Raw genomic sequence first — 24,727 nt, 5'->3', positions numbered from 1 at the left:
TTCAAGTGAAGCGCCGGAGCCGACTGGACGGTGGACTTCGCTTCATACCGTATGCTTCTTGGGCTGCTGCTCGCTGCCGGCCGGAGCTTCTTCCTGCCGCTCAGTTGCCTTCCTCCATACCCACAGGAACGGACGAAGAGGGAAATACAGGAAGTACAGACCCTTGGGCAGCGGAAGGGTCTTGGCATCGGCGGCATATGGATGCAGAAAGCCGAGAGCGTAGATCACCCGCTGCTTAAAGGGCAGGATGGCGGGCTGGTAACGCTTGTAATGCCTATCTACGCCAGGCGGAAGCGGCGGGTGATGGAGATTGACGGTCCGCACGATATAGAACATGGCTAGGTTCGCGAGCCTTGCCGCCTTAGGCCGCTGCGTCAGGACCGTGAAGCCGGCAGCCACCGGAGCGTTCAGCGGCCCGGCCGCAAGAATCAGCGTCTGGCCTCCCACGTCGCTGTAATCATAACGCTGGAGCAGCCGGACTATCCGGTCGGCGTCAGGTTCGCGAAGCAGCATCTGCCTGATGTCGAGCAGCCATCTCAGCCTTGACCAGCCATGTCTCGCTCCGTGCGCCGCCAAATACAGGAACAGATCCTCATCGCCAAGAAAGTGGATATTCTGCCCCAGCAAAGCGCTCGTTCTCCTACGCTCCCACAGCTCGTCGAAGCCCGGTTCTTGGTAAGGCGCCGGATTCATCCGCCAATGGATCTCGGCCGTGATCTTCCGCTCGGGATGGTTGAAGGTCGTATGATGCTGCCTCCATTTCCAGTCCCCCAGAATCGATTCGAACTCTTCTTCCTTGACGTAGCCCTGTGCGACCAGCAGCGCCTCCGCCTTCTCCAGCCCAGTGATCGGCACAACGAAATCAAGGTCCCGTGAAGTGCGCAGCGAGAGGTCGCCGTAGAGCTCCTGGGCCAGAACGGGGCCTTTCAGGAAGAGCGCACGGATATCCGCCGCCGCCAGTTCGTCCGCCAGCTTCCTCATCTCCGCGCAAAGCTTAAGCATCTGAACGGTGTTGCGCCGGTATTCCGCCTGCAGCACCTGAACAGCTTCGGGCGGAACCCCCGGTCCGAGGAGGCTCATTCTCGGGTAAATATACGGAAACACCCGGTGATGCACGGCAAGCTGGATAAATACCTTCCAGTCAATGCCTGCCAACATCTCCGGCTCCCCCACCTTATCTTCGGATGCCGCGTCCGATTGCAGCAGCTTCAGAAGAAGCTTCAGTTCCTCGGATAGTTCCTCCTGATTCAAGGCGTAACGCTCAGTCATGGGCTCTCTCCTTCATCGGGTGCAGCATATTCTACAGGTCCTTCTCAAACAATGATTACCCGTATGCCTCAAGTTTGAAGAGAGCGTACCACCGGACTCCGATTTTTGTCAATTGCTTACATTCACGGTTAAGGATAACGACGGAGAAGTTAATCAATATCAATTCCTACATATATCAAATATCAAAAAATCCCGCCCCGGCGATATGCCGGAAGCGGGATGCACTCTTTTACACCATAATCTTGCAGATATCATTCGTGAACTCGACAGGATCGCCGACCGGCAGCCCTTCGATCAGCAGCGCCTGGTTGAACAGCAGATTCGTGTACAGCGCGAGCTTCTCCTTGTCGGTCTCCGCCGCATTCTTAAGCGAATGGAAGACATCGTGATTCACGTTGATTTCCAGTACCTTGTCGGCCTGGACGTCGCCGCCGTTCGGCATCGCGCGCAGCGTCTTCTCCATCTCGATCGACAGATCGCCCTCTGCAGACAGACATACCGGATGGGACTTCAGACGCTTGGACGCCTTGACGCTCTTGACCTTGCCGCCAAGAATATCCTTCATCGACTCGAACAAACCCTTGTTCTCGTTGTCCGCGTTCTCCGCTTCCTTCGTCTCTTCGTCCAGGTCGATGCCGAGATCGCCGCCGGAAACGGAACGGAATTCCTTATCCTTGTAGCTCATCAGCATCTTGATTGCGAATTCGTCGATATCGTCGGTGAAGTACAGAATCTCATAGCCCTTGTCGGCGACAAGCTCCGTCTGCGGCAGCTTCTCGATCCGTTCGATGGATTCGCCGGAAGCATAATAAATATACTTCTGGTCCTCCGGCATTCCGGAGACGTACTCGTCCAGGCTGACCAGCTTCTTCTCCTTCGAGGAGTGGAACAGCAGCAGATCCTGGAGCGTATCCTTGTCCGCACCGTAATTGTTGTACACACCGAACTTCAGACCGCGTCCAAACGCCTGGTAGAACGTTTCGTACTTCTCACGCTCGTCCTTCAGCAACGTCTGCAGCGCGCCCTTGATCTTGTTCTTGATGTTCTTGGCGATCAGGCTCAGCTGGCGGTCATGCTGAAGCAGCTCGCGGGAAATGTTCAGCGACAGGTCCTCGGAATCGACCATACCCTTGACGAAGCTGAAATAGTCAGGCAGCAGATCACCGCATTTGTTCATGATCAGGACGCCGTTCGAGTACAGCTCCAGGCCTTTCTCGTATTCCTTCGTATAGTAGTCGAAAGGCGTATTCTCGGGAATGAACAAAATCGCGTTGTAGACGACAGCACCGTCAGCGCTGATATGAATATGCTTCAGAGGCTTATCGAAGCCGTACCGCTTCTCCTGGTAGAAGTTCTCGTAATCTTCATCTGTAAGCTCACTCTTGTTCTTGCGCCAGATCGGAACCATACTGTTGACGGTCTGCTCTTCCTTAACCTCTTCGTATTCGTTCTCGGCTCCTTCCTTCGGCTTGCTCCGTGTGACATCCATCTTGATCGGATAGCGGATGAAGTCGGAGTATTTCTTGACGATCGTGCGCAGACGGTATTCCTCCAGGAATTCGTCGTAGCTGTCATCTTCCGTATTGGCTTTGATTTTGAGGATAATGTCGGTGCCTATAGCATCCTTCTCCGCAGCCTCGATCGAGTAGCCGTCGGCTCCTTCGGACTCCCACTTGAAGGCGGTGTCGCTGCCGAGCGCGCGGCTGATGACGGTTACCGTATCCGCTACCATGAAGGCGGAGTAGAAGCCTACGCCGAACTGGCCGATAATGTTGTGGCCGTCCTTCGCCTCGTTCTCCTTCTTGAAGGCAAGCGAGCCGCTCTTGGCGATCACGCCGAGATTGTTCTCCAGCTCTTCCTGAGTCATGCCGATGCCCGTATCGGTTAAAGTCAGGGTCCGGTTCTCCTTATCGGCGGTGATTCTAATGAAGTAATCCTCTTTGTTAAACGTCAGCGAATCGTCGGTCAGCGCCTTGTAATAGATCTTGTCGATGGCGTCGCTGGAATTGGAAATCAGTTCGCGCAGGAAAATTTCACGCTGGGTGTAGATGGAATTGATCATCATCTCCAGCAGCCGTTTGGATTCGGCCTGAAATTGTTTCTTGGCCATGATTAGTCTCCTTCCCAATCAATCTTTCATTTTCGTATATCGCATATAATTAGCACTCATCATCACTGAGTGCTAATCCCTACTTTTATATACCATATCTGGATTTCCAGGTCAATATCCCAAAGTCGAATGCCGTGAGTGTCCTTGGGCGGTTGACAATCATTTTTCAGAATGTTAATTTATACTTATCATTGTTGTTCTTTATTAAGAACATATGTTGCTCCGCGGTTTTTGCCCGGTTGCAGGATTTCCTATCCCTAGATAAGGAGTGGATTAACGAATGAAGACCAAGAGTTTATCCATGGACACTGTCCTGGTACAATGCGAGGGCAATATCGTCAGCGATATGGACGGGGAGAAGGTCATGCTGAGCATCGAACGGGGCAAATATTTCAACCTGGGACAGGTTGGAGGCGATATTTGGGAGCTGATCGGAACCCCGCGTTCCGTCAAGGAAATCGTCGAGGAGCTCCGCAAGAGCTACGAAATCGACCTCGAAATTTGCGAACAGGACGTCATTCCTTTTCTGCAGAATCTGCTGCAGGAAGATTTGATACGCATATCCGGAGATAAATAACATGGTCAGAAAAATCAGACGTCTGGCCGGCCTCGACAGGACGACGCTTCGCTTCTATATAGAAGCTTTTGTTCTGCTCGGCTGGGCGCGCACCCTGCTCTACTACAAGTTCTCCAGAGTAGCTCCTCAGCTCGGCAGACGCGGAGAGGAGACGGCGATGCAGGCCGATCCGCAGCATCTCGCCTTCCTGAATCACATTGCAAATTCCATCAATACGATCAGCAGATATACGCCGTGGCAGAGCAAATGTCTGGTCAGAGCCATCGCCGGTATGAAAATGCTGGAGCGTCGCGGAATCGACAGCACACTCTATCTGGGAACGGGCAAAGATGAGAACGGAATGCTGATTGCGCATGCCTGGCTGCGCAGCGGCCCCTATTATATTTCCGGCGCTGAAGTCATGGACCGTTTCGTTACGGTCGACAAATTCGCCAAATCCGCTTTGAATAACCGGTAAGCGCCAAGCCGCATGCTTGTCCGGTTGCGACGGAGGTTAGCCATGATCGGTAAAAAGATTCAACAGCTTCGCAAGAAGAAAAACTACTCCCTGACCGAGCTGTCCGAACGGGCCGGAGTAGCCAAATCGTACCTGAGCTCGATCGAACGGGGCATCCAGCAGAACCCCTCCATTCAATTTCTGGAGAAGGTCGGAGCCGTCCTCGGCATTCCGGTGGAGGAGTTCCTCCAGCCGGAGCAGCGCAGGGGAAGCGCGGAGCAGACGGACCAGGAATGGGACGAACTCGTTCAGGAAGCGATGCGATCGGGAATCAGCAAGCGGGAGTTCCGCGATTTCCTGGAGTACAACAAATGGAAGATGGAACGGCGCTGAGCTTGATGCTCCCCGTCTCCTGCCGCATTAGAATCGGACATCCAAAGCCGCATCTTTACGCAGGTTCGCCTCTAAAGACGGCTTTATTTTTGTATTCATTTACAGATCGGAGTCGACCCGGATGAACAAGTTGAAGACCCTCTTCAATACCGAAGTGATAGCCTGGCTTAAACTGTGCATGAAGGGAAAATGGAGCGCGCTCACCGTCATCATTCTGCTGAACGTCATTCTGTCGCTGGGCGGCGCTGCCCAGGCCATCGTCTCCAAGCAGGTCATCGATCATGCGGTGAATGACAGTCTGAAGCAGAGCGCGATGTACGCCGTCTCTTTTGCCCTGATCATGATCGCCCAGCTCGTGCTGTCCTCCCTCCTCACGCTGCGGACTGTTAAGCTGAAGGAGGCCATGAACAACGATCTTCAACGGAACTTCATGGACCGTCTGTACAAGACGGAATGGAAGGCGGTAGGACGGTACCACAGCGGCGATCTGCTGACCCATCTCACCAGCGACGTTGCCAGCGTAACCGATGGGCTGATCGCCACGCTCCCCGGCATACTCTCGCTTGTCGTCCAGTTCGCCACGGCGTTTCTGACCCTTCTGTATTTTGACAAAACACTGGCGCTCTTCGCCTTCCTGCTCGGTCCCGTCTCGGTTGTGATCAGCTGGTTCATCGGAAGGAAGCTGAAGAAGATGCAGCATCAGATTCAGGCCGCGGAGAGCCGTTACCGTTCGCTGCTGCATGAGTGCATCCAGAACTTTCTGATCGTCAAAACCTTTGAGCATGAAGACGACAGCCTGCAAAAAGTCCGGGGCGCCCAGCAGAACCGGCTGTTCTGGGTGCTGAAGCGCACCCGCTTCAACGTCGCCGCCGATCTGACGATGGGTACCGGCTACCGGCTCGGGTTCTTTCTCGCCTTCATCTGGGGAGCCTATCGTATCTCCACCGGAGCGGCCAGCTTCGGCATGTTCACCGCCTTCCTCCAGCTGGTGGGGCAAATTCAGGGGCCGCTGGAGGGGCTGGCACGCTCCTTCCCGATCCTGATCGCCATGGTGACCTCGGCCGAGCGTCTGATCGTCTTCCAGCAGCTGACTCCGGAGAACAAGAAGGCCATTCCTCCCATGCCTGCGGACCGGGTTACCGGACTGCGGCTGGATCATGTCGCCTATAGCTATGAGCCAGGCAAGCCGATTCTGACCGATGCCTCCCTGACCATCCAGCCCGGCGAGCTGATCGCCCTGATCGGAACGTCCGGCGAGGGCAAGACGACGCTGCTGCGCCTGCTGCTCGCGCTGATCAAGCCGAGTCACGGCGACATTTCCCTTACCGCATTAGGCCGGGAGCGCATCGCGCTGTCAGCCGATACCCGGCCGTATTTCTCCTATGTGCCCCAGGGGAACACGCTGTTCTCCGGCACAATCGCGGATAATCTGAAGATAGGCCATCCCTCCGCCACCGAGAAGGAGATGAACGACGCGCTGGAGGCCGCCTGCGCCCGGAGCTTCGTAGAGAAGCTGCCCGAAGGCCTCCATACCGTGATCGGCGAGCATGGCTCCGGGCTGTCCGAAGGCCAGGCCCAGCGCATCGCCATCGCCCGCGCGCTGCTGCGGCCCGCGCCGATTCTGCTGCTGGACGAAGCCACCTCGGCGCTCGATATGGACACGGAGTGGGCGGTTCTCCAGAACATACGAAGCTTCCAGCCGCGCCGCACCTGCATCGCCATCACCCATCGGCTGTCTGTCTTCGACGTATGCGACCACATTTACAGATTGTCCGAAGGCAGACTGTACCGGGAGCAGAAGGAGCTGGCTGTCCGCAGCGAGTAGGCAGGGGCCGCAGCCCGGGCAGCATACGGTCCATTCGGCTCTCCGCACATGAAACAGGCCGGGCACTTCGGCGCCGCTCCCGAAGGAACAGCGCCGAAGTGCCCGGCCTGCCGCATTTCAAAGCCCCGGGCGAACCGCCGGGGCTTCTGTCCGTTGAATGAATCTGATCTTAGGAGAAGGAATACCAGGTATGCTTACCGTCGCTGTAGCTTGCATCCGGAACAGCTTTCAATTGAGTTCCGTATTCCGTTCCGCTAACCTTCAATTCTTTCAATTCCGGCTTTTCCCAAACTTTCATGTATTCCACCTCCTGATAATATAAAACATTGACCATCGCCCTTATTCTATGCGTTGAGTGTGGGCAATATTTGTAAACTACAATACACGATTTTTTGGAAGAAATCAAGAAGTTCGATCGTTATAAAGAACAGTTTCTCTCTAAATCTGTCTTTTCTGTTTCTTTTTGTTACTTTCTATTATCGTGTCAAACCCGGATTTCGTTCAGCCTTTGAGTCATGGCCTGTATTTGCTCGTCAACCGAGAAACCGTGCTCCGGACGCTCAAGATGAAATACAGGAAGCTGCGCGCCGAGCCGTGAGCAGCGCATGAAATGCTCCTGACGCTTGCCCATGAATTCGATCAGCTCCGGCCGGTAGACATTGCGCATGATGGTCATCAGCTTGCCCGGCCCCCTCACCTCCGAGATCATTACTTCATTACCCGGAGAGGCCGTCAGTTCAAACAGGGCAGCCAGCTTTTGGGGAGATCGGATGAAGCCGCCTTCCATCGGAACATGGTACTTATCCCGGATTCCGGGAATCCGGGTGAAATCCCCGACGCCGCCGAAGATCCGCTCCGCCGTATCCCGCCACAGCTTCTGGCGGGGAAAAGCCGGGAGAATCCGGAAAGCGCCGTCCGCATCTTCCCGCAGCGCCGCCACATCGTCGGCGAGAAAGGCGCTGCCCCGTTTGTTCAGAGCGGCGGCCAGCGTTGACTTGCCCGCTCCCGAGCAGCCCGTAATAATGATATGCCGGCCCCCCAGCTCCAGAGCACTGCCATGAATGGGGAGCAGTCCCCGCTGCATGAGCAGCGCGCCCATGCAGGTTCCCAGAATGAACAGCGTATGGGCCTCCGGCTCGCAAGCATCGCTTGGCTCCGCGATGATCTCCCGTCCTCCCCTTACCAGAAAGCAGCCGATATCCTGCACGCGAAAGGCGAAGCCGTCCTCGCCGACCATAATATAGGCATGGGAATTCTCCGGGCCGGGAATCTGGACGGGAACCTTCCCTTCCCTGATCCATACGTCCGGTACTCCATCCGCCGGCAGCAGCCCTTCCAGGGGAAAGGCGGAAGCGATGTTGCATCCGAAGGCTTTATAATGAAATTCCAGGTTCTGAACATCCGAATTGCGGTCGTGCATGTCTACCACCTCAGCTGGGAATGTAGTGTTTCGTATGCCGGGAAATGCGCTCCCGCTTATAACTGTCGACAAATCGGGCGAAGATCACAGCAGTCAGAATATAGGCCACCCGGTCCTCATCCACTTTCGCCACATCCCGGCTGACTTCATCCAGAAGCTCTCTCAACTGCTCTGTCTCCAGATAGCGCTCGCTGTCCTCCCTGTCCAGAATCTTGCGGGCTTCCGCCAGCAAACTCGGCCATTCCGGAACGAGCCGATGAATCCAGTCGGCGCTCTGAAGGCCCTTCTTGATGATATTCAGGCGGATCGGATCGGGCAATATGCCCTTCATAGCCCGGCGTAGCAAATATCTCTCCTGGCCATGGCGCACGAACTGCCCGGACGGGATCGCCATGCAGAATTCGAAGACGCGCCGGTCCCTGGACGGGTCACGGATCGTAATGCCGTTCGCGAGTGAGAGCTTCGTCTCCACTGCGCCGATATGCACAAGCGGCAGCGGACTCGTTCTGGATTTCAAATCCTCCCGGTAATCGGGATAACGCTGAACCGGCACATTGGTGCCGATGGCATCCAAACGGCTCTCTACCTTCCACTTGCGGGCCAGCGAGCGATTGACCGGCACGCCCCGGAATCGGTCGTAGCCGCGAAGCTCCCTGCGGCTGCGCCACAGCTTCAATCGGTAGGGAGTTACGACCGGAATCGCGCTTTTGAATACTTTGGAGATCGGCTCGTTCACAAGCCGGCTGAAGCCCAGCAGCTCCCTGACGGCCGAGAATGCCCTGCCCCTTTTCCACAATGTCATTAAATGAACAGCGAAATTCCCGTAAGAGATCGTGTTGTTCCCGCTCTGCCCGTTCAGCATCACCGTACAGTTCCGCTCCGCGGCCAGCTTCAGGAAGGAATGATACCAGGTCATGTTCCGGAAAATTTTATAGGGCTGCTCGAAAATGCGGATCAGCTCGTCAATGTCGGTTGTACAGTTCTTCTCCGCGAAGCTGCTGTACGTAATCTCCACATTGGGATAAGCCTCGGCGATCAAATCCACCTCCGGCGCTTCGTTATAGACCCGCATCCGAGGAGGCTTCTTGTCAAAATCCGGCACAGGGACGGAGGTGAAGCCATGCAGCTTCCTGCCCTGCGCCTCAAGCAGGGGGGCCGCAACACAGGCGATGGAGCCGGAATCCATTCCGCCGCTGAGGAAGATGCCCGTCTCGCCAGCGCTGCGCAGGCGGCAGGCTACCGCCTCCTTGAAGATCCGGTTGAAGGCCTCTTCGTACTCTTCATCCGAGGCAAAACGGACCGGCTTGATGTCCTTCAGCGGGTCCCAATATCGGTTCTTCAGGAATTCCCCCGCCCGGACAACGGCCGTGTGCGCGGGCGGAAGCTGGTAAATGTCCCGATACACGGTTTCTTCAGGGTCCGTCTCATGCTGAATGCCTTCGATCGACAGAAAATCCGCGATCCACTTCTCGTTCAGCTCCGCCTCCTCGCCGCGCAGCGCAACCAAGGGCTTCTCCACCGTGCAAAAAGCGAAATAATCCGCGCCTTGAGTATAATAGAGGGTTCTTGAGCCCATGGCATCGCGGACCAGAAACAACTCCCTCCGTTCCTTGTCCCACACGGCAAAAGCGTAGTCCCCGATCAAATGGTTCGGGCAGGCATGTCCCCATTTCTCATACGCTTTCAGAATAAGAGTGCCGTCGGTGACAACCTGCGTCTCATCCAGCCCCAATTGCTCCAGCAGTTCGGCGCGGTTGTCGATAATGGCGTCGGCCGCAAGCACCAGACTGCCACTTTCGTTCTCTCCCGGCAGTTCTTCCAGCTTCGATTCGGGCGTATGATGGAAAACGCCGCAGCCCAGATGAACGGACCCGTCGGTCCATTCGCCCGTTCCCTGAAACGAATAAATTTTCAGTTGCCCGAACAACGCGGGGCCGGCCGAAACAGCCTTCCGGTCGCCTCCAAAAACGCATATCCCGCTGATTGCACCCATCTGCCCTTTCTCCTCTCTTTTCCCCGATGCATGCTAGGTTGCTAGATCCCAGGTGGTTAGGTGGATCAAAAGGCAAAATTCCTGCGTCTATCCTGGATTAACAGCGACCCGGCAGGGGCAGCGTTATGGATGCCTCGAATATTAGTCAAAGCCAAGTTCAGAGCCCCCCTATGTATTTCATTCTTGTCGGCTGCCTATGGCAGTATGTATGTCTAATTTACCATTTTTGCCGTGCTTAATAAAGAACGGTTTCCACCCGCTTCCAAATATGCCGTCCTCTTCTGTAAAAAGGATTGGAATCTTTTATGGTTTTAGAATCAGGTACTAAGAGTTCGTGCTATAATAGGGGAGCAATACGAATAGCTTGTGTATAGGAGATGGATCAAGTTGGGTAAAGAGCAATGGATCGCGCCGGAGCGCTACAATATGACGTCGGAGATGGAACGCCATCCCGCCGGGAAGCTTGCGCTGAAATGGTTAAGCGATAAAGGCGAATACGAGGAAATCACGTACGGAGAGCTGCTGAAGCTTGCAGGCCGCCTTGCAGGCGGCCTTGCCGAGCTGGGGCTGCGCCAGGGCGACCGGGTGCTCGTCATGGTCCCCCGCCGCATCATCGCCTATGTTATATATCTGGCCTGCCTGAAGCTCGGGCTGGTCATCATCCCGTCCTCGGAGATGCTGCGGGCGAAGGACTTGTCCTACCGTCTCCGCCATTCTGAGGCGCGGGCCGTCATCTGCTGGTCCGAGGTAACCGGCGAGGTCAACAAGATTGCTGAGGATCTGCCCGCGCTGGATTACCGCCTGTCCGTCACTCCGGACGATGGCGAGGCGGAAGCCGGCTGGACATCGCTGCAGTCGCTGATGGAAGGCCGGGACAGCTCCTATCCGACCGCCGACACCGGCCGGGACGACATGGCGATTCTGGCTTACACTTCGGGTACGACCGGCAATCCGAAAGCGGTGGTGCATACACACGGCTGGGGGTACGCACATCTGCGCATCACCTCGATGTGGCTTGATATCCGGGAGGAGGATACGGTCTGGGCGACCGCCGCTCCCGGCTGGCAGAAATGGATCTGGAGCCCGTTCCTGTCCGTGCTCGGCCACGGCGCTACCGGCTTCGTCTACCACGGCTCCTTCCATCCGCACCGCTATCTGCAGCTCATTCAGGACCAGAATATCCACGTCCTGTGCTGTACGCCGACCGAATACCGCCTGATGGCGAAGATCGACGGACTCGGCCGCTATGACCTGTCCCGCCTCCGCTCCGCCGTCTCTGCCGGCGAGCCGCTGAATCAGGAGGTCATCCATGAATTCCAGCGCATGTTCAGCCTGACGATCCGCGACGGCTACGGCCAGACGGAGAGCACGCTGCTCATCGGCACGCTGAAGGATGCCGAAATCCGGCTCGGCTCGATGGGCAAAGCAACCGCCGAGGGCATGATCGAGGTCGTGGATGAGAACGGCGTTCCGCTTCCTCCGGGAGAGGTAGGCGACATCGCCGTCCATGTGAACATGCCGGCGCTGTTCCAGACCTACTACAAGGACCCGGAGCGCAAGGCGGCTGCAGTACACGGCGAGTATTTCATTACCGGCGACCGGGCCGAGAAGGATGAGGACGGCTATTTCTGGTTCGAAGGCCGCGGCGACGATATCATCATCAGCTCGGGCTATACGATCGGCCCGTTCGAGGTGGAAGAAGCGCTGATGAAGCATCCGCTGGTCAAGGAATGCGCCGTCGTCGCCAGCCCCGATGAAATCCGGGGCCATGTGGTCAAGGCCTTCATCGTGCTGAAGGATGGCTGCGAAGGCACACCGGAATTGGCCAAGGAACTCCAGGCCCATACGAAGGAGATTACCGCACCGTATAAGTATCCGCGCAGAATCGAGTTCATCTCCGATCTCCCCAAGACAAGCTCCGGCAAAATCCGCCGGGTCGAGCTGCGGGAACGCGAACGGGCGGCCAAACGATAAGATCAGGGCGCTCAATTGATCTGCGCTGAGAGAGATTGAAGGTTGAAAGACCCCTGCCCGCTTGCATGCGGTGCAGGGGTCTTTTGCTTTTGGCGACGCCTAGCAATCGGAGGTGTAGCCCGGGCGGCTGGGCGCCGGGTAGTTGCGCGCTTCGCGTCAGCTGCCGGATAGACAGCCGGGCAGCCGGTGCAGCCCGGACGGCTGGGCGCCGGGCAAGATGCGCGCCTCGCGTCGGCCGCCTGATAGCGGCCGGGCAGCCGGTGTGCCACGCGGCTGGGCGCAGGGCTAGTTGCGCGCCTCGCGTCAGCTGCCGGATAGCCGGCTGGCCAGCTGGTGTAGCCCGGGCGGCTGGGCGCCGGGCAAGATGCGCGCCTCGCGTCAGCTGCCGGATAGCCGGCTGGTGCGTCCGGCCACCTCGCTTAGTTGCTCTATCCGCCTGTCACTCCTGACGCTCTGCGGCCGCCGCCTGATCGTTCAACCGTTCCCGCTCCTCCTCAATCACCCCGGGATCGATCCGCTCGAAGAGCAGCCGCAGCTCTGTAATTTCGCGCCCCGCAGGCACGAGTTCAAGCTGCCAGCTCGGAGCCCCAAGCGCCAGGAAGCGGCGGATTTGGCCGCAGGCGAACGGAATGAACGGCTCCAGCAGGTTAGCGAAATTGGCGATAATCTGGACACATTCGTACAGAATGGCGCCGCACGCCGCACGGTCTTCCTTCAGCACAGCCCATGGCTGCTGCTCATCAAAAAAGTGATTGCCTTCCCTCACCACGGCAAAAATACGCTCCAGCGCCCGTTTGAAATGGCCGTCTTCGATCAGTGTTCCCGCCTCCGTATACAGCCGCTCCAGGCGAAGCCTCCATTCGTCTCCAAGCTTTCCCGCCGGCACACGCCCTTCGAATGATCGGTTCAGAAACGCGAGCGTCCGGTTAACGAAATTGCCGAATGCCCCCAGCAGCTCGCCGTTATGGCTGTAAATGAATTCCCGCCAGGAGAAATCCGTATCCCGCTTCTCCGGCCCGTTCGCCAGCAGGAAATAGCGGATGGAGTCCGGATCATACCGGCTTAGCAGATCGGGCACCCACACGGCCCAGTTCCGGCTCGTGGAGAACTTCTGGCCCTCCAGCGTCAAATACTCGCAGGATATGATCCGGTCGGGCAGATGATAGCCCCCTCCGGAGCCTAACAGAATCGCCGGCCAGATCAGCGTGTGAAACGGGATATTATCTTTCCCGTGGACATAGTAGGCGGTGATCGGCTCGCCCCCGTCCCGCCAGAAGGCCTCCCAGTCCCCGCCCTTCTCCGCAGCCCATTGCCGGCTTGCCGACAAATAACCAATGACGGCATCCAGCCAGACATAAATCTTCTTGTCCCGGAATCCCGGAACCGGAACGTCCACTCCCCAATCCAAATCCCGCGTCGCTGCCCGGTCCTGCAAGCCTTCCTTCAAATAACGGGAAGTCAGCTTGACCGCATTGTCTCCCCAGTTCCCGGAGCGCCCTTCTGAATAGGCCTTCAGATCCTGCTGCAGCGAGGACAGCTCCAGATACAAATGCTCAGCCGGCCGCTCCGCCGGGGGATTCCCGCAAATTTTGCAGATCCGGTCCAGCAGATCGGCGGGATCGAGCAGCGCCGAGCAGGCATCGCATTGATCGCCTCGGGCGCGGCTTCCGCAGAAGGGACAGATGCCCTCCACATAACGGTCGGGCAGAAACCTGCGGTCGGTCTCGCAGTAGGTCTGCGTGACTGTCTTCCTGTACAGCCTGCCTTCCTTATGCAGGCCGAGGAACAGCTCCTGTACGACCTGATGATGGAACGCCTGATCGGTCCGGGTGTACAGATCGTAGGTGAATCCCAGCCGGTCGAAGCAATCCGCGAACTCCCGGTGATAGCGGTCCGCGATTACTCCCGGAGTTACGCCCTCCTTCATTGCCTGGACGGCGACCGGTGTGCCGTGGCAGTCGCTGCCGGACACATACAGCACCTCCTCGCCTTTGGCCCGGTAATAGCGCGCAAGCACATCGCCGGGCAGCACGCTGGCCAGCCTCCCGAGGTGCAGCGAGCCGTTGGCATACGGCCAGGCGCCTCCGATGAATATTTTGCCCATGTTCATTCATCCTTCCCATGTATGATTCCCTGGCTACACCAAAGCCAAATCCCCCGGCCAAGCGGCGGGACTTGCTTAGAAGCGAATTCCGGCACTGAGCGAACTCCCCCGAACGCAAAAAAGCCCTCATCCCACAAAGGGACGAGAGCTTAAGCTCACGCGGTACCACCCAATTTCATTTCCGCCTTGCGGCGGTCACCTCTTCAGGTACGGCGAAAATTATCGCTTATACCCTAGCACGTTAACGGGTGCGGGTTCCGGCGCAGCCTACGGCCCTTGAAAAGGCTTCGGTGCGCAGCTCAGAGACCATGTTCCCAAGACTCTTCTTCTCCCCTTCTCAGCTCCCGGGGCTCTCTGTCGGAAGATATCCGCTTGGTACTCTTTCTCTTCAAAGCTTTTGGCATATGTCAGGTTACGGGCATTATATGTCCATCTCTTCATCAGCGCAACCTCTTACATCACGCCCCTAAATCACGCTGCCTTAAATACGCCGATCACACTGCCTTAAATACACCGATCACGCCGCCTTCACCGGATTCGGCTTTTCCGGATTCGCCTTTTCCGACGGTCCTCCCGGAGCGTGCCTCACACGCATGAGGATCAACAACGCCGGCCGGGCTGCTCCGAACTAACGAATGGCTGCTACTTGATCTTTTCACCCTTGCCGTGCAGAATTTTCAGTTCTCCGTTCTCATACCCGACCGAATAATTCATGCTGTAAGACTGATACACGGTGCCACTGTCCTTCCGCTCTTCGGCTGTAATATCGACAGTCACCTGAGCGCCATCCTCCAGCTTCTTCAGCGACAAGGTTCCCAGCGTGATGTAACCCGTCTTCAGATAACCGCTGCGGAAATCCTCGTAGCTGATCTTGCCCTGCCACTCGCTGCCCAGCAGTGAATAAGCGGAGACATAGTCGCCCGTGTTCAGACTCTCGTAAAAATAAGCCACGATATCACGCTCATCCGCGTACCCGTCTCCGCCGTCATCGTCCTCGCCTCCGGCACTCACGTCCGGCAGCTTGGACATAGGCTGGGCGGACCATTCCCGCGCCTGGGCGATGATGCTGGAAATCGGGATGCTGAAGCCGATGCCCGACTCTTCCGTAGCGGCGGCGGAGTTGATGCCCAGCACCTCGCCCGTCTCTGCGTTCACCAGCGGTCCCCCGCTGTTGCCGTGGGTAATCGGAGCCGAAATCTGGTACAGATTGCTGTAGGTGTAAGGATCAATATCGAAGCTCCGGTTCAGGCCGCTGATGATTCCCGTCGTCACCGTGTTCTCCAGTCCAAGCGGACTGCCGAGCGCCAAAATCTCGTCACCGGCCTCCGCTTTATAGCCTTCCGCCAGCGGCAGCGGCTCCAGTTCCTTAAGCTCCGGAACCCGGACAACCGCCACATCCGTCTCCGTTCCGATGCCGATGACCTGGCCCTTGTATTCCTTATGATTCAGCGTCCGCACAGTCACCTCCCGGGAGCCGGACACGACATGGGCGTTGGTGAGCAGGTCGCCCTGCTTGTTGTAGAGGAAGCCCGAGCCCAGTCCATCCCCGCTCTCAATCGTGACCACCCGTTTCTGGCTGTCTTCAATAATGGCCTTGCGTGTCTTCGGGGCCGCAGCTTTCACAGCCCCCTTATCGTCCTGCGCAGAAGTCTTGGCTGCGGCAAGCAGCGGCTGTCCGTCCAGGCTGGACTCGGCGGATTGATGGATCAGATAGGCGCCAGCCGTACCCGATCCCAGAATAATCAGGCATGCGGCTGCGCTGATCCATGTTCCCTTGCTCATCTCTCATGCCCTCCTATTCCAGATACCAGGTGGCATTAGCGACCGATACCGTGGCCTGGTCGTACACCCCGTAGTAATATGTCGAGAAACTGCCCGATTCTCCCGGCTCCAGCCGGAACGGCGAGACATCGGCGTAAGTTTCTCCGAGATACGCGCCCGAGCTGTCGTAAATGGAGAGATTGACGCTGATCGAATAGATCGCCCGGGTCGCCTTATTGGTGGCCGTTCCGCTGATCATCAGATCGCCGTATTCATCCAGAACCGCCTGAAGCCCGGTCACATCGACAGCGGCCGTCCGGTTCTTCATGTCCTCCTCCGCTGCCTGCTGCTGGGCAAGCTGAATGCGCTCTGCTTCGGCCTTCTCGAACTCGCGCTTGGCTTCCTCGACCTGCTTCCGGTACGCGGTCAGCTTCTCATTGTCCGCGTCATAGGAGAGGCCCGTGTCGACCTCCTCCAGCGCTCCAGCGAAATCCTTCTTCCGCAGCTTCTGCTCGGCCGCCGAATAGCTGATCGAGGCGATTTTGCCGATAATCTGCTTCTTCACCGCAGCCGCCTCCGTTCCGGACAGCCCTTTCAGCGTATCCAGCTTCGCGGCCAGTGCGTCGACCGTGCTCAGCTTGTCCAGCTCGCTCTTGATTTTGAGCACGGTCAGCAGCACCTGATCTGCCGCCAGCTCCTTCTTGAGCGGCGCGAAGAGCGGCTCCTCCCGCTTGCCGATCAGCCCTTCTACCGCGTTCAGCTCCTTCTCGCCTTCGCTCAGCTTCTTCGCCTTAAGAAGTCCGGCGGCGCTGTCCAGCCGGGTCTGAAGCTGGGCGGCCTTCGCCGCAAGCTCCAGGTCCCGGGCCAGCGCGGCATAGCCCGGCCGCGCATTCCCGGCGCGATCCAGGAGCGAGACGGCGGAGTCATACTTGCCCGCCAGCGCCTCCGTCTTGGCCTGCTGCTGCAGCGCCAGCACCTCCAGGTTCACCGATTGCTCATGCTGATGCAGCAGCGTGAGCCCAAGAGCCGTACATCCCGCCAGCAGAAGCGGAATCACCCACTGGAATACCCGCCCGGCTCCGCGCTTCTTGACGGGAGCCTGCTCCCTTGGGGAGCGCGCGCCCCCCGCCTCCGGGCGAATGAACGACGATCCCGGTTTCCGGACTGCTTCCGCTCCCGCAGCGACCTCCAGCACAGCCTGACGAACCTCCTCCGTCAACAGCCTGGCGCCGCATTTCCCGCATACCTTCTGTTCCGGGGCACATTTCTCCCCGCACTGATGACAATACACCTTGCTCCCCCCAGAGTCCCTTGATGCTGCTACTCGAACTTGCAGCCGATTATATGGATGCCGCCGGAAGACCCGGATCAGCCTTGCGATCCGGGTCTTCCGGCATGTTATTTTTCACTATACCATATTGTGGGTCCCGTTGAGTCCGCCTGCCTGGAAAAAAATCAGCTCAACCCAAGCCGTATCTCCCTTTCAGCCGCATATCAAGACGCTCTCTCAGCCCGGTTAGCCATTCAGGCTCATGCTCCCAGACTTCGGCGGCGGCTCTTCGCACACGGGCATAGTTCGCATGATCTCCCTTTCGCCGATTTGACTGCGTTATTCCAGGGCGTACTTGCTCTGTGTATATGCGGACATCAGAACGCTGCGTCGATCCGCAGAGCTTACATCGTCATAGCGCCTCCGAACCTTGCCAGATACGCTTCCTTCTCCTTATAGTCGGGCATGACGCCGCCCACCCGTCTCCAGAACGAACGGTCGTGATTCATATGGAGCAGGTGGCACAGCTCATGGACGATGACATAATCGATCACCTGCGGCGGAGCCATGGCCAGCAAATAGTTGAAGGTCAGCTTCTTGTCCGAGCTGCAGCTGCCCCATTTGGTGCGGGATTCGACGATTTCGACCGACTTCGGCTTCACCTTCAACTGCTTCTGGTACGCGCCAATCCGTTCCTCGACAACCTTCCGGCAGCTGGCAAAATAAAACCGCTTCAGCCGTACCCTCAGCTCCTCCTCTGTTCCTTCATCCGTACCGATCAGCTCGCGCAGACTGCAAGGTCTGCCGAGGTACAGAAACTTTCCCTCTTCGGTATACTCCTTGGCCTTGAACAAATCCTTGGCCTTCTCCAGCTGATCCAGCTTCTCCGCAATATAGGAGGCATGTCTGCCGACAGCCTCCAGAATCGTCTCCTCTTCGGTATTCTTCGGCGCTTTTACCGTAATGAAGCCGGTGGAGTCGATATGAAGCAGAATTTTTCGGCCTTTGCCGTACTGGACGTGGAATTCAATGATTCGATCCCCGATGTTGATTTTCATAATGTCCTCCCCTGGGAATCCCCCATCGGCTTATCTGAATGTACACATCTGTGTTAAAAATGCGCTAATTACATTTCACGTTCGTATTTGACGCGGCAGAAGACACCATATCCCACGACGAACAGATAAGAAGCTGTCAGCAGCAGAATCTCCGCCAGATCAGTACCCATTAACGCAAAAAGCAAGCAGCAAAGCGCCGAACACGTATATCATCACATCATAGGCTTTGGCCTTCGCCCGGTTTCCAACTGCAATGTTGCGTTCATCCTTCTCTGCGATCTCGATTTCCCTCTGCAGATCCGGCCGGTTCTTAAGCGACCGCTTACGCAGGATCTCCCCCATCCCGTGTCCAAACATGCCGCTGCCGATACCGACCAGCACATAGGGAAGCGCCTGCGCGGCATCCGGCAGCAAATCAATCTTCACCGCAACCAGCCCCGAGGCAAGCAGGATAATCCCCAAAATAGCCGCTCCGAACGAATAAGCGCGTTTGCTCATCTCGATTCTTCCTCCTCGTAAATAAATATCTCCTCAATGCTCATGCCGAAATATTTGGCGATTTTGAAGGCAAGCAGGATGGACGGATTGTATCTGCCGTTCTCCAGAGACCCTATAGTCTGCCTGGACACTTCCAGCGCGGACGCCAGCTCCTCCTGCTTAATTCCCTTCTCTTTGCGAATTTGCTCCAGCCTGTTCTTCAAAAGCTCCCTCCTCACATGGAAAGTATCCTTTCCACGATTCCATCATACCACGTTCCCCCTCAATGTAAAGCCTACTTTCCATTTCGTTCATCAAATAGACGCTTATATCCTGCTTTAGTCATCCTTCTCGTTGTATGTATACGATCAAATGAATTGTATTTTTATTAATAATATCGTATTATTATTCAAAAAAAAGTGGCGGTGATTATCCTTGGATTACCGATTTATTGAAGAATTATCTCTGAACAACTGGCCTTCCCTCTCAACCCTTCTATACGACAACTGGGTGCTGCGCTTCGCGGACGGTTACACCAAGCGGGCCAACTCCATCAATCCGATTCACCCTTCCACCCAGGATTTGAGTTCCAAGATCAAAGAGTGCGAAAGCCTCTACTTCTCGAACCGGCTGCCCGCCATTTACAAAATAACGCCTTTTGTCCACCCTGCCAATCTGGATGACATTCTGGCAGATCAAGGCTATTCCCTGATTGATCACACAAGCGTCCGGACCTTGAATCTGGATCAAATCCGCGAACCCGCTGGGAACGCTTCGGCCCAAATTTATGAGCGCCCCACCGCCGAATGGCTGGAAGCTTTTTGCCGGATTAATGAGGTTCCTGACAAGTACATTAACGTGATGAAACGGATGTTAGGCAATATCCGGACGAGAACGGGGTTCATATCGCTGAATTGCGGGGAACAAGCTGTCGCCTGCGGTCTTGGGGTGCTTGAGAGAGGTTACATCGGGCTGTATGATATCGTGACGGATGCCAGCTTTCGAAATCGGGGCTTCGGCGAGCAGATGCTCTTGCATTTGCTGAAATGGGGAAAAGATAACGGAGCCGCGCACAGCTATCTGGCCGTGGTTCTGAACAATGCGCCGGCGCTGCGGCTCTACTCCAAAGTCGGGTTCTCCGAAGTTTATACATACTGGTATCGAGTCAAGGAGCTTCCGCAAGCATTGGGCTGACGACGGGGATTCAGATGTTGAGATAGCTCTTAGGCGTTATGTATTGTCTAATCGATGCTCTATTGATCGGATAGATGATATCCCATTTGTTTAGGTCGAAGTCTTTCTCAGACAAATAGTTGTTAGGGCTATCTCCAGATACCCTGACGGGAAGGTCCTTCACTATATGCGGATTAATAGTTACTTCAGCAATCCATCCTGTATCAACCACATATTTAGACTCTGTTACACAGATGTATTTGCCGGTCTCTACATTTTGCTGTACGTTTTCGAGCTTAACCGCAAACTTAATAGGAATGAAATTTAATAGAATGGGAGTAAGTACAACAAATAGCGTGAACACACCAAGCAATATTGCTATTCGCTTCAACCCCGGACTTCCCCCATTTTCTTCATCCTCAGCTTCACTACTTAAGCGAATTGCGGCAGAATTATTTTTCGACTTCAAAGTAAACCAGCTCATTTCTGACATCGAAATAAAACTTCCCAATGTAATCAGAAGACTTCACATATTCATTGAACTCTTCATTAAATGCCCAAGAATGCTCTTTTCCCTCATCTGTATCTAATTGCATTGATGGATTTAGCGTTACATCGCGCCAAGCATAAGAGTCCTTGAATTTCTCAGCGACACCAGGCTCCAGATACACAAATCCTTTCATCCAGTAAGAGGAAGGGCCAAAACTATTTGCTGTTAGGCTAAAAAGTAGACATGGAGAACCGAGAATCGGGTAGAATGAACATAACCAAATTCGAGGTGCTAACATGACGAAAAAATACGATAAAGAATTTAAACTGCAAACGATTCAGATGATCCAAGAAGAGGGTAAGCCGGTGGCACAGGTCGCTCGCGAGTTGGGGATCAGCGACAACACCTTGTACCGCTGGATGGCGGAATACAAACAAGACGGTGCACAGGCTTTTCCAGGCAGTGGGCAACTGAAAGCTGACGACAAGGCAATGAGAGACCTCCAAAAGCGTATCCGTGATCTGGAGGAGGAGAACGACATCTTAAAAAAGGCGATGCACTACTTCGCCAAAGACCGGCGCTGATCTATGCCTTCATCCACGATCATCGCTTCAAGTGCCGAGTCTCGAAGATGTGCGAAGCCTTTGAAGTGTCCCGAAGCGGCTATTACAAATGGACGAAACGAAAAGTCAGCAAGCGTGAAAAACGACGGCGCAAGCTGGAGCGGCATATCCGCCGTATCTTTCTGGAATCCCGCCGGTTATATGGAAGTCCCAAAATCGCTAAAATGCTTCATAAGCAAGGCGTACCCGTGTCGGAGAAATTAGTCGCCCGAATCATGAAGGAACTGGGATTGCGCTCCCGTACGGTGAAGAAATACAAGGCCACGACGAATTCGAAGCACAACTTGCCTGTTCATGAGAACGTGTTGAACCGTCAGTTTAGGCCGTCCGCTCCAAATGAGGCCTGGGTGGCTGACATTACGTACATTCCAACGAATGAAGGCTGGCTCTATCTGGCAAGTATAATGGATTTGTACAGCCGTAAAATCATTGGGTTTCACATGGACGAGCGGATGACCAAAGAACTGGTGTTAACGGCACTGGATCGAGCCTACAGCCAGCAACAACCATGCGGAGAGGTCCTGCATCACTCCGACCGTGGCAGCCAGTATGCTTCCCACGACTACCAGGAACGACTGCGCACCTACAAGATGAACGGCAGTATGAGCCGAAAAGGGAACTGCTACGATAATGCTTGTATCGAATCGTTCCACAGTGTGCTGAAGAAAGAACTCGTGTACTTGGAAAAATTCACAACACGCAAGCAAGCCAAGAAACGCATTTTTGAATACATTACCTGCTTCTACAATGGAAAACGAATCCATTCAGCGATTGGGTATTTTACACCCAATGAATACGAACGTATGTACCGAAATGCTGTGTGATTTTCTCGATTCTGCGTGTCTACTCTATTGACAGAGGTACAGAAGTGGGTTAGAAAAATAATGCGATAACGCCGCGCCGCGGCAGTTAGGAGGATTCTACTTATGAGCAAGGTGGCATTTACTTCATTGCAAGATGTGAATAAAGAGCTGCTGAACATGTACGAATATGACGTCATTCAGACCAAGCAATGGCCGGTGTATGAAATTCTGGCGCATTGCGCGCAGACTATCGAATATTCCATGACCGGTTATCCGCAAATGAAGCCCAAAGTGGTGAGAAATACAATCGGACGCGTGGTGATCAAGCGATTTTTGAAGCAGGGGTTTATGAAGCATGATCTGACGGCCCATGTTCCGGATAGCGTCTCTGCACAGCTACCGATCTCTGGTACAAGAACGCATTTTCTGAATAATGGGTTGTAACGCTCGGCCTGTGTAGTCCCCCCTTGTGGGGGATTTCTTTTTTATGCGCAAAATCAGACGCTGTCCTGCATGGCATTTCAAGCATTTCAGATGCCGGATACCGCGTCCATAGGATTCATTTGCATAGGTAGTTGTACAGAAGCATCTCTGAATTGCCTTTGGCATCCAACAGGATACCCCTGTTCCGGGAATATCTAGTATTTATTAATTAAACAGGATATTAATCCGATATTAAGGATAAGAGTCCTATACATACGACAGTTGAATACAGGCATTAAGGACCAATAACCAAGTACCGAACCAAGGCAAATCCGTACGAAAGTCGGAGACGCAAAGCCACGGGTCTACTTCATCCCCTGCGGGATGTTAGGACAGCCGGGCCGCTCAAGGGCTTGTTTTTTTGTGCAATTAAACAGCAGCGGGGGGAGAAACGAATGCATTTCAGAAGGAGAATGAAATTCCCGCAGATCGGCCGTCTGCTGCTGGCAGCAGTATGTGCGCTGGGCAGCGTATCTGCGGGCGGAACGATCACGGGGACAGCGGTTGCCGCCGGAGCCGATCCGGGAAGGACGGATTACAGCGTGTCCGGAGAGCGGGTCATCTGGATGGAGCCCGATTCCGCCGGAGTGAAGCAGGTGCATGCGCTGGACCGCAACAGCGGGGCGAGCCTGACGCTTACGACCAATTCATCGGCCAAGGACGCGCCGGCTGTTGGAGGCCTGGTTGTCGTGTGGGCTGACAAGGGGAACGAGCAGGACAGCTCTTTGAACTGGGATATTTACAGTTTCGATCTGGAGAAGGGCACCCGCACCAAGCTCAACAAGCAGCCCGGACAGTACGGCAACCCGACGACTGACGGGGTGGGCGTTGTCTGGTATGAACGCAGCAATTACGGCAGCATGATGTATCACGATCTGGCTTCGGGAGTCGAGGCGGATTTGGGCGAGGGCCGATTCCCAGAGCTGGCGGACGGCAAGGTCGTGTATAAAAATGCGCGTGACGGCGGGCTTAGCCTGCTCGATTTAAGCAGCGGAGTTACACGTCCTTTAATTAGTCTGGGCGGTGCCAACTATGTGGACTGGTTCGTTTTTAACGGCAGCCATGTTCTTCTTAAGCAAAAGAACGGGTCATCGCAGAGCAAATTCGTGCTTCTGTCCATCAATGATCTGACGGCCGAGCCAGTCGATCTTACCGAGATGAAGGCGGCCGGAGCGCAGTATGCGTTCATGTCCATCGGAGATGGAGAGGCGGTATTTCAGGACGAATCCGGCGGCGCCTCCGTCTTGAAGCAGGTGAATCTCTCAACCTATCAGGTCACGACGCTTCCTGCGCTGCCTGCGGGGTCGAAGCTGATCGGCATCAGCGGGAACAAGCTGCTCTACAGCACAAGCGATAACTCTATCGAAGCAATTGCGCTGGAAGGGACTGGTACAGATCCGGGGACGGGGACCGGTACAAATTCGGGGACGGGGACCGGTACGAATTCGGGAACCGGTTCGAGTGCCGGAGGAAGCGCGCCGGTTGTAACCGGGGCCAAGGATAGCCAGACGATCGGAGCCGCAGGCGGAACGCTGACCGCAGCGGACGGCTGGGCACGGCTGGAGATTTCGGCAGGAACCTTCCCGGATAATACGGCTGTGAGTCTGGCGCAAGCGGAGCTAGAGTCGCAGAAGCCGGTGGATCAGGACGGCAGGAAGCTGCAGAAGGCCGGCTCGATCTGGCAGGTACAGGCGGGCGCTCCATTCCAGCTGCCGGCGCTGCTCGCGATCCGTTACCCGAAGGAAGAGCCTTGGACATCGAGCCGGGAGAAGCTCGGGATTTATCAGTATGACTCCACAGCAGGGGTGTGGACTTACATTGGCGGTGTAACAGCGGCGGAAGAAGATTATGTCCGGGCCAAGATTACGGCTTCCGGATTGTATGCGGTCATGCTGCGCGATGTCGAGTTCCCGGATATGGCGAACCATTGGGCGCGGCAGGAGGTCGAGGTACTGGCGGCCAGAGGAATAGTGAACGGCATGAACGGAGTCAGCTATGCGCCTAAGGGCACGCTCACTCGCGCCCAGTTCACGAAGCTGCTGGCAGCGGCGCTTCAATTGAAGCTGCTCCGGCCGGATGCTCCGACATTCCGCGATGTCTCGTCCGCGAACTGGTCCTATGGCTGGGTGGAAGCGGCAGCCTCCGCAGGAATCGTTACCGGTGACGCCGGATTGTTCCGGGGTGATGATCCGCTGACGCGTGAGCAGATGATGACCATGCTGATGCGGGCCATCACAGCCTCTTACGGATCAGCGAAGGTCACTTCGGACGCGAAGAAGGTTGAGACCGAACTCGCGGCCTTCAAGGACAGCGGCAGCATTAGCTCCTGGGCGCGCGAATCGGTAGCCGGAGCGGTAGAACTGAAGCTGGTACAAGGTTCGAATCAGATGCTGCATCCCGCTCAATCCTCGACGCGGGCCGAAGCCGCAGTTCTGATCTACAAGCTGCTGGCGCAACTGAAACTACTGTAATCCATTCATGGAAGGAG

General features: G+C 55.8%; 22 protein-coding genes, 1 riboswitch and 1 other annotated feature. Of the genes, 9 read left to right on the top strand and 13 right to left on the bottom strand.

What is annotated here, in order from left to right; all coding sequences use genetic code 11:
• Positions 1 to 42 precede the first annotated feature (42 nt).
• Both PSTEL_RS05125 and htpG read right to left on the bottom strand, forming a co-directional pair.
• Positions 43 to 1,269, bottom strand: a complete 1,227-nt coding sequence (locus PSTEL_RS05125; protein ID WP_052098200.1) for a nucleotidyltransferase domain-containing protein — start codon at positions 1,267 to 1,269, stop codon at positions 43 to 45.
• 229 nt (positions 1,270 to 1,498) lie between these two features.
• A complete protein-coding gene (gene htpG / locus PSTEL_RS05120; protein WP_038693930.1) occupies positions 1,499 to 3,379 on the bottom strand; it encodes a molecular chaperone HtpG in 1,881 nt (626 codons plus the stop codon).
• A 280-nt stretch (positions 3,380 to 3,659) separates the two neighbouring features.
• On the opposite strand from htpG, the gene PSTEL_RS05115 reads away from it, so the two are divergent.
• The 4 genes from PSTEL_RS05115 to PSTEL_RS05100 all read left to right on the top strand — a co-directional run bounded on the left by PSTEL_RS05115 (position 3,660) and on the right by PSTEL_RS05100 (position 6,610).
• Positions 3,660 to 3,956, top strand: a complete 297-nt coding sequence (locus tag PSTEL_RS05115; RefSeq protein WP_038693928.1) for a lasso peptide biosynthesis PqqD family chaperone — start codon at positions 3,660 to 3,662, stop codon at positions 3,954 to 3,956.
• Position 3,957: 1 nt separating this feature from the next.
• Entirely contained in the window at positions 3,958 to 4,413 is a 456-nt protein-coding gene (locus PSTEL_RS05110; RefSeq protein WP_038693926.1) for a lasso peptide biosynthesis B2 protein, read from the top strand.
• A 42-nt stretch (positions 4,414 to 4,455) separates the two neighbouring features.
• Positions 4,456 to 4,785, top strand: a complete 330-nt coding sequence (locus PSTEL_RS05105; protein WP_038693925.1) for a helix-turn-helix domain-containing protein — start codon at positions 4,456 to 4,458, stop codon at positions 4,783 to 4,785.
• Positions 4,786 to 4,906: 121 nt separating this feature from the next.
• The gene (locus PSTEL_RS05100; protein ID WP_038693924.1) at positions 4,907 to 6,610 is read left to right on the top strand and encodes an ABC transporter ATP-binding protein; all 1,704 of its coding nucleotides are present in this window, start codon (positions 4,907 to 4,909) and stop codon (positions 6,608 to 6,610) included.
• Positions 6,611 to 6,779: 169 nt separating this feature from the next.
• Here the strand turns inward: PSTEL_RS05100 and PSTEL_RS28675 are convergent, their stop codons facing one another.
• The 3 genes from PSTEL_RS28675 to PSTEL_RS05090 form a co-directional block, all read right to left on the bottom strand.
• Positions 6,780 to 6,908 (bottom strand): hypothetical protein, encoded by a 129-nt coding sequence (locus PSTEL_RS28675; protein WP_281176757.1) that lies wholly within the window; start codon positions 6,906 to 6,908, stop codon positions 6,780 to 6,782.
• Between the two features lie 186 nt (positions 6,909 to 7,094).
• Positions 7,095 to 8,030: a hypothetical protein gene (locus tag PSTEL_RS05095; RefSeq protein WP_038693922.1), complete on the bottom strand. Its 936-nt coding sequence runs from the start codon at positions 8,028 to 8,030 to the stop codon at positions 7,095 to 7,097.
• Positions 8,031 to 8,040: 10 nt separating this feature from the next.
• The gene (locus PSTEL_RS05090; protein ID WP_038693921.1) at positions 8,041 to 10,023 is read right to left on the bottom strand and encodes an asparagine synthase-related protein; all 1,983 of its coding nucleotides are present in this window, start codon (positions 10,021 to 10,023) and stop codon (positions 8,041 to 8,043) included.
• A gap of 426 nt (positions 10,024 to 10,449) precedes the next feature.
• Here PSTEL_RS05090 and PSTEL_RS05085 point away from each other — a divergent pair, with 426 nt between their 5' ends.
• Positions 10,450 to 11,997, top strand: a complete 1,548-nt coding sequence (locus PSTEL_RS05085) for an acetate--CoA ligase (RefSeq protein ID WP_052099142.1) — start codon at positions 10,450 to 10,452, stop codon at positions 11,995 to 11,997.
• 439 nt (positions 11,998 to 12,436) lie between these two features.
• On the opposite strand, the gene metG is transcribed toward PSTEL_RS05085, so the two are convergent.
• The 6 genes from metG to PSTEL_RS05055 form a co-directional block, all read right to left on the bottom strand.
• Positions 12,437 to 14,101, bottom strand: coding sequence for a methionine--tRNA ligase (gene metG / locus PSTEL_RS05080; protein ID WP_038693917.1), 1,665 nt, complete (start codon positions 14,099 to 14,101; stop codon positions 12,437 to 12,439).
• Positions 14,102 to 14,235: 134 nt separating this feature from the next.
• Positions 14,236 to 14,502, bottom strand: a binding site (T-box leader).
• A 241-nt stretch (positions 14,503 to 14,743) separates the two neighbouring features.
• Complete coding sequence (locus PSTEL_RS05075; RefSeq protein WP_052098199.1) at positions 14,744 to 15,883, bottom strand: S1C family serine protease; 1,140 nt, start codon at positions 15,881 to 15,883, stop codon at positions 14,744 to 14,746.
• A 13-nt stretch (positions 15,884 to 15,896) separates the two neighbouring features.
• On the bottom strand, positions 15,897 to 17,153 hold the full coding sequence (locus tag PSTEL_RS05070; RefSeq protein WP_156995788.1) for an FxLYD domain-containing protein: 1,257 nt from the start codon (positions 17,151 to 17,153) through the stop codon (positions 15,897 to 15,899).
• A gap of 383 nt (positions 17,154 to 17,536) precedes the next feature.
• Positions 17,537 to 18,190: a M48 family metallopeptidase gene (locus PSTEL_RS05065; RefSeq protein WP_038693915.1), complete on the bottom strand. Its 654-nt coding sequence runs from the start codon at positions 18,188 to 18,190 to the stop codon at positions 17,537 to 17,539.
• Positions 18,191 to 18,349: 159 nt separating this feature from the next.
• Positions 18,350 to 18,688: a hypothetical protein gene (locus PSTEL_RS05060; RefSeq protein ID WP_218917575.1), complete on the bottom strand. Its 339-nt coding sequence runs from the start codon at positions 18,686 to 18,688 to the stop codon at positions 18,350 to 18,352.
• Complete coding sequence (locus tag PSTEL_RS05055) at positions 18,685 to 18,891, bottom strand: helix-turn-helix transcriptional regulator (RefSeq protein WP_038693913.1); 207 nt, start codon at positions 18,889 to 18,891, stop codon at positions 18,685 to 18,687. The genes PSTEL_RS05060 and PSTEL_RS05055 overlap by 4 nt, the downstream gene beginning before the upstream one ends.
• Positions 18,892 to 19,102: 211 nt before the next feature.
• On the opposite strand from PSTEL_RS05055, the gene PSTEL_RS05050 reads away from it, so the two are divergent.
• A complete protein-coding gene (locus PSTEL_RS05050; protein WP_038693912.1) occupies positions 19,103 to 19,861 on the top strand; it encodes a GNAT family N-acetyltransferase in 759 nt (252 codons plus the stop codon).
• Between the two features lie 10 nt (positions 19,862 to 19,871).
• Here PSTEL_RS05050 and PSTEL_RS05045 read toward each other — a convergent pair whose 3' ends face one another.
• Both PSTEL_RS05045 and PSTEL_RS05040 read right to left on the bottom strand, forming a co-directional pair.
• A complete protein-coding gene (locus PSTEL_RS05045) occupies positions 19,872 to 20,324 on the bottom strand; it encodes a hypothetical protein (RefSeq protein ID WP_169744539.1) in 453 nt (150 codons plus the stop codon).
• Positions 20,293 to 20,628, bottom strand: coding sequence for a hypothetical protein (locus PSTEL_RS05040; protein WP_169744538.1), 336 nt, complete (start codon positions 20,626 to 20,628; stop codon positions 20,293 to 20,295). The genes PSTEL_RS05045 and PSTEL_RS05040 overlap by 32 nt, the downstream gene beginning before the upstream one ends.
• Here PSTEL_RS05040 and PSTEL_RS05030 point away from each other — a divergent pair.
• From PSTEL_RS05030 to PSTEL_RS05020, 3 genes are all read left to right on the top strand, one after another.
• Positions 20,627 to 21,777 (top strand): IS3 family transposase gene (locus PSTEL_RS05030; protein WP_281176753.1). Its coding sequence is split into 2 segments (ribosomal slippage): positions 20,627 to 20,882 and positions 20,882 to 21,777, totalling 1,152 coding nucleotides; the frame shifts between segments, so codons are not numbered across the junction. The genes PSTEL_RS05040 and PSTEL_RS05030 overlap by 2 nt on opposite strands.
• 102 nt (positions 21,778 to 21,879) lie before the next feature.
• Positions 21,880 to 22,200 carry a DUF1569 domain-containing protein gene (locus tag PSTEL_RS05025; RefSeq protein WP_052098198.1) on the top strand — a complete coding sequence of 107 codons (321 nt, stop codon included), beginning with the start codon at positions 21,880 to 21,882 and terminating at the stop codon, positions 22,198 to 22,200.
• Between the two features lie 294 nt (positions 22,201 to 22,494).
• Positions 22,495 to 22,588: riboswitch (cyclic di-GMP riboswitch) on the top strand.
• Positions 22,589 to 22,634: 46 nt separating this feature from the next.
• On the top strand, positions 22,635 to 24,710 hold the full coding sequence (locus PSTEL_RS05020) for an S-layer homology domain-containing protein (protein WP_084064720.1): 2,076 nt from the start codon (positions 22,635 to 22,637) through the stop codon (positions 24,708 to 24,710).
• Positions 24,711 to 24,727 lie beyond the last annotated feature (17 nt).

This window comes from Paenibacillus stellifer, assembly GCF_000758685.1.
GTDB lineage: Bacteria > Bacillota > Bacilli > Paenibacillales > Paenibacillaceae > Paenibacillus_AQ > Paenibacillus_AQ stellifer.
This window is presented reverse-complemented; position numbering and strand designations above follow the sequence as displayed.

Coding starts and splice junctions, on each gene's coding strand:
- PSTEL_RS05040 (WP_169744538.1), bottom strand. CDS start 20,628: ATGTTAGCACCTCGAATTTGGTTATGTTCATTCTACCCGATTCTCGGT.
- PSTEL_RS05125 (WP_052098200.1), bottom strand. CDS start 1,269: ATGACTGAGCGTTACGCCTTGAATCAGGAGGAACTATCCGAGGAACTG.
- PSTEL_RS05095 (WP_038693922.1), bottom strand. CDS start 8,030: ATGCACGACCGCAATTCGGATGTTCAGAACCTGGAATTTCATTATAAA.
- htpG (WP_038693930.1), bottom strand. CDS start 3,379: ATGGCCAAGAAACAATTTCAGGCCGAATCCAAACGGCTGCTGGAGATG.
- PSTEL_RS05090 (WP_038693921.1), bottom strand. CDS start 10,023: ATGGGTGCAATCAGCGGGATATGCGTTTTTGGAGGCGACCGGAAGGCT.
- PSTEL_RS05115 (WP_038693928.1), top strand. CDS start 3,660: ATGAAGACCAAGAGTTTATCCATGGACACTGTCCTGGTACAATGCGAG.
- PSTEL_RS05060 (WP_218917575.1), bottom strand. CDS start 18,688: ATGAGCAAACGCGCTTATTCGTTCGGAGCGGCTATTTTGGGGATTATC.
- PSTEL_RS05100 (WP_038693924.1), top strand. CDS start 4,907: ATGAACAAGTTGAAGACCCTCTTCAATACCGAAGTGATAGCCTGGCTT.
- PSTEL_RS05085 (WP_052099142.1), top strand. CDS start 10,450: ATGACGTCGGAGATGGAACGCCATCCCGCCGGGAAGCTTGCGCTGAAA.
- PSTEL_RS05105 (WP_038693925.1), top strand. CDS start 4,456: ATGATCGGTAAAAAGATTCAACAGCTTCGCAAGAAGAAAAACTACTCC.
- PSTEL_RS05025 (WP_052098198.1), top strand. CDS start 21,880: ATGAGCAAGGTGGCATTTACTTCATTGCAAGATGTGAATAAAGAGCTG.
- PSTEL_RS05065 (WP_038693915.1), bottom strand. CDS start 18,190: ATGAAAATCAACATCGGGGATCGAATCATTGAATTCCACGTCCAGTAC.
- PSTEL_RS05045 (WP_169744539.1), bottom strand. CDS start 20,324: ATGAGCTGGTTTACTTTGAAGTCGAAAAATAATTCTGCCGCAATTCGC.
- PSTEL_RS05075 (WP_052098199.1), bottom strand. CDS start 15,883: ATGAGCAAGGGAACATGGATCAGCGCAGCCGCATGCCTGATTATTCTG.
- PSTEL_RS28675 (WP_281176757.1), bottom strand. CDS start 6,908: ATGAAAGTTTGGGAAAAGCCGGAATTGAAAGAATTGAAGGTTAGCGGA.
- PSTEL_RS05020 (WP_084064720.1), top strand. CDS start 22,635: ATGCATTTCAGAAGGAGAATGAAATTCCCGCAGATCGGCCGTCTGCTG.
- metG (WP_038693917.1), bottom strand. CDS start 14,101: ATGGGCAAAATATTCATCGGAGGCGCCTGGCCGTATGCCAACGGCTCG.
- PSTEL_RS05110 (WP_038693926.1), top strand. CDS start 3,958: ATGGTCAGAAAAATCAGACGTCTGGCCGGCCTCGACAGGACGACGCTT.